Below are 11,820 nucleotides of genomic sequence, written 5' to 3' on the forward strand. Positions count from 1 at the left end.
CAACCTCATTTTCTTTGCCGACGTCTCTTATAATTCTACTGTTGCAACTGGCGCATTTGCTGCCAATTTACCAGTATGTTCGACCTTAACGGATTTAATCGCATCTGCATTTGTGAAGACAACAATTGTTGAAGTTTCACGACCAGCTGCACGGATTGCATCAAGGTCTGCTTCTACCAAGAGGTCTCCAGCAGCCACTGTTTGACCTTCAGAAACTTTAACCTCAAATGGTTTTCCTTCAAGACTAACAGTATCTAGACCGATGTGAACCAAGACTTCCAAACCATTATCTGTTACCAAACCAAGGGCATGTTTGGTTGGGAAGACACTAGTAACTTTACCAGCAACTGGTGAAACGATGTGGCCATTTTCAGGCTCAACTGCAAATCCGTCTCCCATCATTTTTTGTGAGAATACAGGATCTTTCACATCTTCGATGTTGATCACTTCACCATCTGCAACAGAGTGAACTTCATCAGTTACCCCTTTAAAGGTTGCTTCAGCCTTTTGAACTGCTGTCATTTGGCTAGGAAGTGTTTCAGGAATGACTTCACCTGAATCAAGAACGTCTTGGATATCAGATTTCAATACGTCAGCTTTAGGTCCGTAGATCGCTTGGACCCCTTGTCCTTTCATGACAAGACCCATAGCGCCTTCAGCTTTCCATTGTTCTTCTGTTCCGACTTTTTCAGCGTCCTTAACGGTTACACGAAGACGAGTCATACATGCGTCAACGTCGACGATGTTAGCACGTCCACCAAGAAGGTTGATAATGTTAATGACTTGTGAGCTTGCTGAGCTTGTAGCAGCACCTGCTGCTGCACCATCTCCTGAAGGGGCATCATCATTTTGTTCATAGTTACCGTTACGTCCTGGAGTCGCATAATTGAATTTCTTAATCATGAAGTTGGCAATGAAGTACATGATAAATCCAAAGAGGACTGTTACCCATACAAAGTTAAAGATATCTAATGCCAAACCAGCGTTGATGGCCATTGGGGTACGTGTCAAGAATTCGATTGAACCGAATGAGTGAACTCGAAGGTTAACCAAGTCAGCCATTGCAAAGGCAGCCCCTTGAACAAGAGCATAGATGATGTACAATGGTGTAGCAATAAACATGAACATGTATTCAATTGGTTCTGTTACACCTGTCAAGAATGTTGCAAGGGCAGTTGCAAAAAGCATCCCTTTGTATTTTTCTTTTTTATCTGGATCCACATTGCGGTAGATAGCAACCACAATCCCCATCAAAATACCAAATGATCCGATCATTTGACCAACTTTGAAACGAGCTGGTGTGTAAGCATGAAGCAAGTGTTGGTATTGGCTAGGATCAGCTTTCTTCAAGTTAACAAGGTCTGTTACCCAAGCCAACCAAAGTGGATCTTGTCCAAATACAGTTGTTCCTTTGGCAGCACCTGTAAGAACTTGGTAGCTACCACCCAATTGAGTATAGTTGATTGGAATGGTCAACATGTGGTGAAGACCAAATGGCAAGAGAAGACGTTCCAAGGTACCAAACAAGAATGGTGCCAATACTGGAGCAGTGGATTGGGAGTTAGCGATCCAAACACCAAACCCATTAATTCCTGATTGAACTACTGGCCACAATGCTGCCAAAACCAAGGCTGTAGCAGCTGAACGGACGATAACAACGAATGGTACAAAGCGTTTCCCATTGAAGAAAGAAAGGGCTTCTGGGAGTTTACGGTAGTTGTAGTATTTATTGAAGGCTGTTGCTCCAACAAAACCTGAGATAATCCCTACAAATACCCCCATATTAAGAGCTGGAGCTTCAAGAACACTGATAAAGTAGTCCGCAACTTTAATTGATCCACCGAAGATTGTGTGAACCGTAGCAGCCTTATCAGCTAACATTGCAGATGTCACTCCGAAAACTGCACCGGTAATACGGTTAATCAAGATGAAAGAGAGACCAGCTGCAAAGGCACCCCCTGCACGTTCTTTGGCCCAGCTACCACCGATAGCAAGGGCAAAGAGGATGTGAAGGTTTCCGATAACCCCCCAACCGATTTGTTCGAGAATTCCACCTGTAATAACAAGTGGAGATAAATTCGGGTTGATCATAGGGATAGATTTCCCGATTGAAATCATCAACCCAGCCGCTGGCATGACAGCGATAACGACCATCAAGGCCTTACCGAACTTCTGCCAGAATTCAAAGCTAAATAAACTTTTGAATGATCCTTTGTTCATCATTCAACCTCCTTATATTGTTTAAGGCTTTGTTTTAAGAAAACGTTTGCGCTTAATTTGTTTCTAGTATACCATATTTTAAAAATTTGTAAAGCCTTACATTCATTTTTTTCTCCAAATTTTATCTTTTTTTATCTTTTTTAAGCCATATTCTTTTTAAAACTCATTCCTTTTCGACGCAAACGTTTCCCTTGAAGTATAAAAATATTCGAACCCTCTAAGGGTTCGAATGTTTTATTCTAATGCGTCTTGCATGGCATAGCCAATCCCACGAACGGTCTTAATATAGCTTTTTTGACCTGGTAGATCAATTTTCCCACGAAGATACCGGATATAGACGTCAACAATATTAGTCTCACCTGTACTCTCGTACTTCCAGACACTCTCCAACAACTGATCGCGTGTCACCACCCCTTTGCTTCCCATCAGAGTCGCTAAGAGATCATACTCTCTGCGGGTCAAACTAATCATGTCTTTCCCACGATAGACGGTATGGTGTTCCACATCAATGCGCAAATTGCGGTATGACGTTGGGATTTTCATCTGGCTACAATGTTGGTCAATATAATCACGTCCTCTAAAAATGGCTGTGATCTTATCTACCAAATCGCTGATAATAAAGGGTTTGACCATATAGGAAACGGCAAAGCGCTGAATACTCTCTTTGTGCTCAGCAATTTTTTCGCGGCTATCCAAAACAATCAAAACAGAAGCTGGGCGAATCTGACTGATTTCCTCTGCGAATGTTTCACCAGACATATCTGACAGATCGTAATTAAACAAGATCAGATCATATTTGGTCGCAGCAATCAAGGCCAGACCCGCTTTTCCATCCTCTACTACATCAACTTGGTACCCTTCTTTTTGAAGTTCCAAATCAATGAAGCGAGCAATTTGCTTCTCATTTTCTACTAGTAGAACTCGTTTGACCATAGAGCAAGATTATTTTTCATCGTACCAAGAATAGTGGAAGGTACCTTCTTTGTCTTTACGTTGGTATGTGTGAGCACCAAAGTAGTCACGTTGTGCTTGGATCAAGTTTGCTGGAAGATCCGCTGAACGGTAGCTATCAAAGTAAGTGATGGCTGCTGAGAAGGTTGGTACGGGTACACCAGCTTGAACAGCAAGAGCTACGATATCACGAACAGATTGTTGGTACTTAGCAGTGACATCCAAGAAGTACTCATCCAAAAGAAGGTTAGCAAGATCTGCATCACGGTTGTAAGCATCTGTGATCTTTTGCAAGAAACGAGAACGGATGATACAGCCATCGCGCCAGATAGATGCGATGTCCGCAAATGGCAAGTTCCAGTTGTTTTCTTTAGAAGCTACACGCAATTGCGCAAAACCTTGTGCGTAAGAGATGATTTTTGAAAAGTAAAGGGCTTGACGGATTTTTTCAATCAACTCAACCTTGTCTCCTTCAAATTTGAAAGCAGCTGGTTTTGGAAGCACCTTGCTAGCGTGTACACGTTCTTCTTTATAAGTAGAGATATAACGTGCAAATACAGACTCAGTAATGAGTGACAATGGTACACCAAGGTCAAGAGCTGATTGGCTAGTCCATTTACCAGTTCCCTTGTTTCCTGCAGCATCCAGGATATAGTCTACGATTGGTCCATCTTGACCTTCATCGTCTTTGCGTCCAAGGATATCAGCAGTGATTTCGATCAAGTAGCTGTCCAATTCACCCTTATTCCACTCAGTAAAGATTTCAGCCATGTCTTCTGCTGAAAGACCGAGCAAGTGTTGCATCAAGTCATAGCTTTCTGCGATCAATTGCATGTCACCGTACTCGATCCCGTTGTGGACCATTTTCACATAGTGACCAGCTCCATCAGGACCGATGTAAGTCACACATGGTTTACCATCTTCTGGTGCTTTTGCAGAGATTTCTTCAAGAACATCTGCTACCAATTCATAAGCTTCTTTTTGTCCACCAGGCATGATAGAAGGACCTTCAAGGGCACCTTTTTCACCACCAGATACACCTGTACCGATAAAGTTGATCCCTGAATTCGCCAACTCTTCATTACGACGGATAGTATCTTTATAGAAAGTGTTCCCTCCATCAATCAAGATGTCACCTTTATCCAAGTGTGGAAGAAGGGCCTGGATAGTTGCATCTGTACCAGGTCCTGCTTGAACCATAAGCATGATACGGCGTGGTTTTTCGATTGAGTTTACGAAGCTTTCGATATCGTAGCTTGGCACGAATTTTTTATCAGGGTGACAAGCAATCACATCTTCAGTTTTTTCTTTACTACGGTTATAAATGGCAACTGTATAGCCACGAGATTCGATATTAAGGGCAAGGTTACGACCCATTACGGCCATACCAACAACACCAAAGTTTGCTTTAGTCATGTGACACTCCTCTTTATAGTTTGCCTTTATTCTACCATTTTTCCTCCTCAAAAGAAAGCAGAAAATAGCTTCCCGCCTTCTCTAGAGGGAGAAGATCATGCAAGTCATTTGATCTTAAAAACAAAAGTGCCCGAGAAACAGTTCTCAGACACTTCTTGATGAATGGCATTAATCTTCTTTAGAAGCTAACTCCTCTGCTTCAATGACCGGTTGTTCTCCTTCTTTGAGTTTATTGACCGTCATATTAACTCCAAGGGCTCCTGCTAGCAATTGACGAATATCAAATCCGGCTCCTTGAGAGACTTGGTCGATACTTTGCATAATATCGCCCACCATCTTAGAAGCATTGCCTTCGCCATACATGGTGATTTTATCCACCTTGGTTAATGGTTCAGCGACAGCACGCGCAATTTCAGGCAACTTGTCAACGACCATTTCAGTAATGGCTGCTTCTTGCATTTTCTTCATTGCTTCGGCCTTTTGGTCCAAACCTTTCGCTTCAGCTTCTAGTTTCAAGCGAATGGCTTCAGCTTCTGCACGACCTTTGGCTTCGATAGCTTCAGCCTCTTGTAGTTGAGCAAATTTCTCAGCTTCGGCTTGGGCTTTCCGAGCTTCGGCTTCTTTTTGTGTTTCGAAGAGTTCTGCTTCTGCCTTGCGTTGGCGTTCGATCAATTCTGCTTCGGCTGCTTGTTGACGCGCATACTTTTCAGCTTCGGCTTGCTTACGGATGTTGGCATCCAATTCTTGCTCACGAACCTTAACTTCGCGTTCTTTGACTTCCGCTTCTTTTTCTTGTTTCATGATATTGGCTTCAGCTGCCACGCGCTCTTGTTCACGACGTTGCACTTCTGCCTCAATCCCTTTAGCGGCATCTGCTTTTGCTTGGGCAATATCTGCTTCTTGTTTGAGGGCTGCTTGTTTGAGTTTTAATTCGTTTTGTTTTTGCGCAATTTCAAGATCGGCTGCAACACGTTTGTCGTTGGCCAATTTATCTTGTTCTGCTTCGACTTCCTTGCGTTCGCGTTCTGCTTTGGCTTTGGCAATCAAGGCATCTTTCTTAATGGTTTCAACATTTTCAATCCCGAGGTTGTCGATGACTCCCCCTTCATCAGAGAAGGATTGAACCGTAAAGGCGATGACTTCAAGCCCCATTTTAGCCAAATCTGGCGCTACGTTGTCTTGCACCTTTGAAGCAAACTCTTGACGGTCGTTGACCATCTTACGGAGCTCCATCTGACCGATCACTTCCCGTAAATTCCCTTCCAAGACATCTTGGACAGAATTGGAAATATCCGTTGTATTCCAGTTCAAGAAGTTCTCTGCAGCACGGGCAATCATCTCATCGGTTGTACCGATTTTTAACTTAACAGCTGCATCGGCACGGACGTTAATGAAGTCCAGTGTTGGGACTGCTTCAGATGTCCGAACATCTGTCGAGAATTGCTCAATATCAAGATAAGAGCGTTGTTCGACAAAGGGAATCATAAAGCCTGCTTTCCCACGCAAGTGACGTTGCTTCCGAAGACCGGTAATGACCACGACTTCGTTGGGTTTAGCATTGACATACCCTTTGACCAACAAGATCAATACAAGAATGGCTACGATTACAACAGTAATCAACCAACCTGGAATAAATAAAGTATCCATACTTTTTCTCCTTTTTTAGAGGTCTCCCCTCTGTTGTTTATTAATCCTAGTATATCAAAAGAAGGCCTTTCCTCAAAGAAAAGACCTGTATTTATGTCTAAATTTATCAAATGCAATCTCTAGCTTATTCTTCGTCAAACAAGCCATTTAGACCGGCGAAAGGACTGTTTTCTTCTTTCTTAATCGCTTGAGCGGCTTGGTATTCTTCTTCGGATAGGATTTTCCAATCATTGCCTTCAATAAAACCTTGTCCAGCCTCTTCTTCTGGAGTGAGAACCTTGAGAGGAATATTGAGCAGGATATTATCCGCTACGCTTTCACTCAGGTCAATCTTCCCACCTTCGATTGGAAGGATCAAGTCTTCCTCTAGGGCCTCGATATCTGCGTCAGACTGTACATCCTCCGCAAACACCTCTGTTACAGGATAGCTCTCTTGAAGCTCAACAGGCTCCATGCTTCGGCTAGATGCCAAAACGATGGTATAGGTCAACTGGTAATCCAAGACATAGAGGCCTGTATCATAGGCTACTCGTCCTGTCGCTGTCACATTCTTTAAATCAAGAATTTCTGGATTACGCTTTTGCAATTCTTTGAGCAAATCCAACTCTTGATCAAAGGCTAGTCCTTCAGGATTTTTACGGATTTCTTGTGTAAATAGGTTCATTCTTTTGTCCTCAAATCTTCTAGATACTACTAGTATATCATGAAGCTGCCCCTCAACCAAGAAGTCTCCTCAAAAATTTGTTATAATCATGAAAAAAGGTACAGTAACTAGGCCAATTGGTGTTGTACACAAGGGTCCCACCATCTTTTGGACAAAAGAGGGTCACTGGCTAGGGCATTGTTAGATAGAGGAGAATTCATGAAAGAAATCGGAGCTGTTTTTCGGCAAATACGTGAAAGTCGCCACATCTCTTTAGAGGAAGCTACGGGTGGCGAATTTTCGCGCTCCATGTTATCTCGATTTGAAAGAGGAGAAAATGACCTGACCACGCAACGGTTTTTTCAGGCTTTGCAACAGATCAAAACGAGCCTCAGTGAGTTTTCCCATCTAGCTGGAATCGATCAGCACTCTTTTATCCCCAAATTGTTGAAAGAACACTATGAAAACATGAGCTTGGAACACGATCAAGCCTTGTACCAAAGCTACCAGCAAGCCTATCAGAAATATCAGAAAAAAGAAGACTTCTTAGCCAGCATTATTCTCAAGGCCCAAATGCTTGGCTTCTATCCTGAGGTGGAGCTCACCGCTAGCCAAGAGGAACTGGATTTCCTCCATGATTATCTCTTCTCTGTCATGATCTGGGGAAATTTTGAATTGAACCTGTTCTCTCTGACCTCTCCTCTTTTCTCTAGTCAGCTTTATCGACAATACACAGAGGAGTTGGTTCAACGGGAGGATTTCAAACTTCTCCTAGATTCCTCTCGTCCTGCCCTTAACTCTATTTTTCTCAATGGCTTCTTTCTGGCCACTAGTTCGAATGAATTTGAAGACGCGATCTATTTTGATCAGTTGATCAAGGACCACTTTTACTCTGAAAATGAAGCCTACCATCGGACGGTTTATCTCTATGCCAAAGGAGAATTTCTCTATCGAAAGGGAGAAAAAGAAATCGGTCTTGAAAAGATGGAACAGGCCATCCAGGTTCTCTCTATTCTGGATTGTAAGGACAGTGCCAACTACTACAAACAGGGCCTGCAAGAACTGATCAATAAATCCTAAAAACTCACAGATCTACTCTGTGAGTTTTTGTTGAAAATATGCAACATTATTTTTTTCTTGCTTTTTAGGTTTACAATAGGACTATCAAGTAAAGAAAGAAGGTTCTTCCCATGATAACCAAACTAAAAAGCTACTTCCTCCGCTTTCTTCTCTCACATACCAGCATTTATCTGAAGGATCAGGAACTAGCTCTCTCTGAAGAGGAGAAAATGGAGCTCTTCAAACAGATCTTTCGATCCATCAAACAAGTCCTACCCACTAATCACGTGAAGGAGGAAGGCTTATGAAACTCTTAGTCCGTAATAAGATTTTTGCCTTACTTAGTCTTTCTCGCTTTTTGAATACCCTGGGTGCTGCCATCTACAATCTGGTCTTTGTGGTCTTTGCTGCCAGCATGCCACAGCCGAGCCTAGCAGTTGGAATTGCTAATCTCATTGTGTTTATTCCTAGCCTCTTTACCATTTTTGTCGGGATGAAGGCTGACCGCACGAAGAAAAAAGCTAACTGGTTGATCCGCATTGGCTATCTTCAAGCCATCCTCTTCATCCTTATTGCTCTCATGACCAAGATTCCAGGTTACCTAGCCTTTTCGATTGTTTGCTTTTTAAACATTGTTTCAGATTGTTTGAGCGATTATCGCGGAGGCTTGCAACTCCCCATCATGAAAAAGAACATCCCCGACGAGGATTTGATGGAAGCCTATTCCTTCAACCAACTACTTAGTATGGTCTGTTCGATTTCTGGACAAGCTCTAGGAGTTTGGTTGCTAGCCATCAGCCATCAAAATTTTGCCCTGGTCGCTTCGATCAATGCAGTGACTTTTCTCCTGTCTTCTACCTGTCTCTTGATTAGAAAAAAGCAGCTGACACATGATCCCGTCATTGAGCCCAAAAGTAAGAATTCTTTGGTACACGAATGCCAAGAGATGTACCAGAACGCCAAAAGTATTTTTGCAGATGAGGAGGTTCACCACTTTGGCAAGTTGCTCTTCTCATTGGTTCTTATCAATGCCCTAGGGGGATCCATCTCAGGTATCTACAATTTGCAACTGCTTCACTCCCCCTTCTTTCAGTTGAGCTTTAGCCAATCCCTCTTGATCTTAGAGGCAGTGACTATTTTAAGCATGGTCTGGGCTAGCCTGACACCCCATGACTATTTTTCCAAGCAATCGCTCCATCATATCCTCCTTTGGATCACAGGTGGGCTGACCATGCTTGGTATCACAAATATCCTGGTACACTGGGATATTCTTTCCCTTCTACTCATCACTTTCCTTGGTTATCTTGTAGCAAAAATCAACCCAAAAGTTTCCAGTCTTTTAATGAGCAAATTACCCGCTGAAAAATTAGCTTCTACCTCTAGCTTTTTGGGACTGATGGTCAGCTTTGCCATGCCACTTGGGACAGCTCTCTTTTCTAGTCTAGCTATCTGGAGCCTTCCCCTAGCTTGGGGGATCTTTGCCATCCTTGGTTTCACTACCCTCCTCTTAACAACCAAATAAAAAATCCACCGTTTGGTGGATTTTTTTTACATTTTTCTTAGGCGAGCTACCCGTTCAGCAATGGGTGGGTGGGTATAAAAGAGTTTTTGCAAACCGGTTTCTTTTTTTGGATCGTTGATAAAAAGTGCACTGCTCGCATCATCGACATGTCGTTGCATTGGTTCGCTATTGTCTAGTTTTAACAAAGCATTGATCATTCCTTGAGGATTCCGCGTCAATTCAACACTTGAAGCGTCTGCTAGGAACTCCCGTTGACGAGAGATGGCTAACTGGACCAGGGTCGCTGCTAATGGTGCTAAAACGATGGCAAGCAAGGAAAGGATCAACATAACAATCTCCAAACCACCGCTACCTTCTCGATCATCGTCCCGGCTACGGCCACCGCCCCACCACATCATCCGACCACCAATGCTAGAAAGCATGGTGATGGCACTAGCAAGGGCAACTGCAATCGTAGAGATGCGAATATCGTAATTGCGAATATGGCTGACTTCGTGTCCGATGACTCCCTCCAATTCCTCACGGTTCATCACAGCTAGAAGACCTGTCGTTGCTGCAACAGCAGCATTTTGAGGATTAGACCCTGTCGCAAATGCATTCATAGAAGGATCATCTACAATATAGACCCGAGGCATGGGGATCTGGGCTACCATAGCCATATCTTGTACAATATGGTAGAGTTGAGGGGCTTGCTCTTCCGTTACCTCATGCGCCCCATTCATCCGCATGACAACTTCGGTGGATTGAAAAATCATGCTAAAGGCATAGATTCCACCAATAATCAAAGCTAGGATGACGCCACCAAGGGAGGAGCCTAACCAGAGGTAACCAACGGCTGCTCCGATAAGAGCTAAGAGTATGAAAAAAGCAATAAGGAGAATCCAGGTTCTCCTTTTATTGCTTGCAATTTGGTCAAAGAGCATATTAGTCTCCTAATCCGCTAAAGTCCACCTTTGGTACTGCTTTTTCTTCTTCAGGCACTTGAAGGAATTCGGCTTGTTTGAAGCCAAACATTCCAGCAATCACATTTGTTGGGAAAGTTTCCAATTTCACATTGTAGTTGCTTGTCACACTGTTGTACAATTGACGGGCATAAGAAATTTTATTTTCTGTATTGGTCAATTCTTCTTGCAATTGCATGAAGTTGGTGTTAGCCTTCAAGTCTGGGTAGTTTTCAGCAACCGCAAAGATGCCTGCAACTTGACGTGAAAGAGCATCACTGGCTGCCATTGCTTCTGCAGGTGAAGATGCTTGAGCTACTTGTTGGCGAAGTTGAGTGACCTTAGCAAGTGTATCTCCTTCGTACTTGGCATACCCTTTAACCGTTTCGATCAAGTTTGGAATCAAGTCATTCCGACGTTTCAATTGTACATCGATTTGACTCCAAGCTTCGCGAGTTTGCATCCGACTTTTCACTAAACCGTTGTAAACTCCTACTACCATCAACACAAGGACCACAAGGATCCCAAGAATAATCCAAATCATTTTATTGAATTCCTTTCATTTCTTTCTACCAGTATATCAAATTTCTCTTATTTTGTGGTAAAATTATCTTATGAAACCAGAAGAATTTTATACCCATTTAGCCGACCTCGGCTTCCCATTAACTGATCGACAAAAAGAACAATACGAACGCTATTTTGAGTTATTGGTTGAGTGGAATGAAAAGATTAACCTCACTGCTATCACCGAAAAAGACGAGGTCTATCTCAAGCATTTCTATGATTCAATCGCCCCCATCTTGCAGGGGTTGATCGAAAACCAACCCATCCGTCTTTTGGATATCGGAGCTGGTGCAGGCTTTCCAAGTCTTCCAATGAAGATCCTTTTCCCTGAGTTGGATGTGACCATCATTGATTCCCTCAATAAGCGGATCAACTTTCTCCACTTACTAGCTGAAGAGTTAGGCTTGAGCGGGGTTCATTTCTACCATGGACGAGCTGAAGACTTTGCGCAAGATAAGGCCTTCCGTGCTCAATTTGACCTCGTAACTGCGCGCGCCGTTGCTCGGATGCAGGTCCTTTCTGAGCTGACCATTCCTTATTTGAAAGTAGGAGGGCGCCTCCTCGCACTTAAAGCTAGCAATGCTCCAGAAGAGTTGGAGGAAGCCAAAAACGCCCTGAATCTGCTATTTAGCAATGTTGAAGACAATCTACAGTATGAATTGCCAAATGGGGATCCTCGCTATATCACTGTTGTAGAAAAGAAAAAAGAAACCCCCAATAAATACCCAAGAAAAGCAGGCATGCCCAATAAGCGGCCTTTGTAATAAGATACAAAGGGCCAAGCGGATAAAGTCAAAAAAGAGGCTGAGACAAAAGTCCTAGTCTCTCAATTGTTTTTGGATTGTCGAGCAAGACGC

10 protein-coding genes are annotated in these 11,820 nt (G+C 43.1%); 3 read left to right on the forward strand and 7 right to left on the reverse strand.

The window, feature by feature from the left end; genetic code table 11:
• Positions 1 to 27: 27 nt before the first annotated feature.
• From HMPREF3002_RS05440 to HMPREF3002_RS05460, 5 genes are all read right to left on the reverse strand, one after another.
• The gene (locus HMPREF3002_RS05440) at positions 28 to 2,220 is read right to left on the reverse strand and encodes a PTS transporter subunit IIBC (protein WP_070665704.1); all 2,193 of its coding nucleotides are present in this window, start codon (positions 2,218 to 2,220) and stop codon (positions 28 to 30) included.
• A gap of 234 nt (positions 2,221 to 2,454) precedes the next feature.
• Positions 2,455 to 3,153 (reverse strand): response regulator transcription factor, encoded by a 699-nt coding sequence (locus HMPREF3002_RS05445; protein WP_070665480.1) that lies wholly within the window; start codon positions 3,151 to 3,153, stop codon positions 2,455 to 2,457.
• Between the two features lie 9 nt (positions 3,154 to 3,162).
• A complete protein-coding gene (gene gndA, locus HMPREF3002_RS05450; protein ID WP_049515531.1) occupies positions 3,163 to 4,587 on the reverse strand; it encodes an NADP-dependent phosphogluconate dehydrogenase in 1,425 nt (474 codons plus the stop codon).
• A gap of 168 nt (positions 4,588 to 4,755) precedes the next feature.
• Positions 4,756 to 6,234, reverse strand: a complete 1,479-nt coding sequence (locus HMPREF3002_RS05455) for a flotillin family protein (RefSeq protein WP_003008427.1) — start codon at positions 6,232 to 6,234, stop codon at positions 4,756 to 4,758.
• A 124-nt stretch (positions 6,235 to 6,358) separates the two neighbouring features.
• A complete protein-coding gene (locus HMPREF3002_RS05460) occupies positions 6,359 to 6,898 on the reverse strand; it encodes a YceD family protein (protein ID WP_070665481.1) in 540 nt (179 codons plus the stop codon).
• A 198-nt stretch (positions 6,899 to 7,096) separates the two neighbouring features.
• Here HMPREF3002_RS05460 and HMPREF3002_RS05465 point away from each other — a divergent pair, with 198 nt between their 5' ends.
• On the forward strand, positions 7,097 to 7,957 hold the full coding sequence (locus HMPREF3002_RS05465) for a helix-turn-helix domain-containing protein (protein WP_070665482.1): 861 nt from the start codon (positions 7,097 to 7,099) through the stop codon (positions 7,955 to 7,957).
• A gap of 283 nt (positions 7,958 to 8,240) precedes the next feature.
• Complete coding sequence (locus HMPREF3002_RS05470; protein ID WP_070665483.1) at positions 8,241 to 9,458, forward strand: MFS transporter; 1,218 nt, start codon at positions 8,241 to 8,243, stop codon at positions 9,456 to 9,458.
• Between the two features lie 26 nt (positions 9,459 to 9,484).
• Here HMPREF3002_RS05470 and htpX read toward each other — a convergent pair whose 3' ends face one another.
• Positions 9,485 to 10,381: a zinc metalloprotease HtpX gene (gene htpX / locus HMPREF3002_RS05475; RefSeq protein ID WP_070665484.1), complete on the reverse strand. Its 897-nt coding sequence runs from the start codon at positions 10,379 to 10,381 to the stop codon at positions 9,485 to 9,487.
• Position 10,382: 1 nt separating this feature from the next.
• Positions 10,383 to 10,943 (reverse strand): LemA family protein, encoded by a 561-nt coding sequence (locus tag HMPREF3002_RS05480; protein WP_061564262.1) that lies wholly within the window; start codon positions 10,941 to 10,943, stop codon positions 10,383 to 10,385.
• Between the two features lie 70 nt (positions 10,944 to 11,013).
• Between HMPREF3002_RS05480 and rsmG the strand changes: the two genes are divergently transcribed.
• A complete protein-coding gene (gene rsmG / locus HMPREF3002_RS05485; RefSeq protein WP_070665485.1) occupies positions 11,014 to 11,727 on the forward strand; it encodes a 16S rRNA (guanine(527)-N(7))-methyltransferase RsmG in 714 nt (237 codons plus the stop codon).
• Positions 11,728 to 11,820 lie beyond the last annotated feature (93 nt).

Source organism: Streptococcus sp. HMSC065E03, assembly GCF_001815045.1.
Classification (GTDB): domain Bacteria; phylum Bacillota; class Bacilli; order Lactobacillales; family Streptococcaceae; genus Streptococcus; species Streptococcus parasanguinis_AD.

Coding starts and splice junctions, on each gene's coding strand:
- HMPREF3002_RS05480 (WP_061564262.1), bottom strand. CDS start 10,943: ATGATTTGGATTATTCTTGGGATCCTTGTGGTCCTTGTGTTGATGGTA.
- rsmG (WP_070665485.1), top strand. CDS start 11,014: ATGAAACCAGAAGAATTTTATACCCATTTAGCCGACCTCGGCTTCCCA.
- HMPREF3002_RS05440 (WP_070665704.1), bottom strand. CDS start 2,220: ATGAACAAAGGATCATTCAAAAGTTTATTTAGCTTTGAATTCTGGCAG.
- HMPREF3002_RS05460 (WP_070665481.1), bottom strand. CDS start 6,898: ATGAACCTATTTACACAAGAAATCCGTAAAAATCCTGAAGGACTAGCC.
- HMPREF3002_RS05445 (WP_070665480.1), bottom strand. CDS start 3,153: ATGGTCAAACGAGTTCTACTAGTAGAAAATGAGAAGCAAATTGCTCGC.
- gndA (WP_049515531.1), bottom strand. CDS start 4,587: ATGACTAAAGCAAACTTTGGTGTTGTTGGTATGGCCGTAATGGGTCGT.
- HMPREF3002_RS05465 (WP_070665482.1), top strand. CDS start 7,097: ATGAAAGAAATCGGAGCTGTTTTTCGGCAAATACGTGAAAGTCGCCAC.
- HMPREF3002_RS05455 (WP_003008427.1), bottom strand. CDS start 6,234: ATGGATACTTTATTTATTCCAGGTTGGTTGATTACTGTTGTAATCGTA.
- HMPREF3002_RS05470 (WP_070665483.1), top strand. CDS start 8,241: ATGAAACTCTTAGTCCGTAATAAGATTTTTGCCTTACTTAGTCTTTCT.
- htpX (WP_070665484.1), bottom strand. CDS start 10,381: ATGCTCTTTGACCAAATTGCAAGCAATAAAAGGAGAACCTGGATTCTC.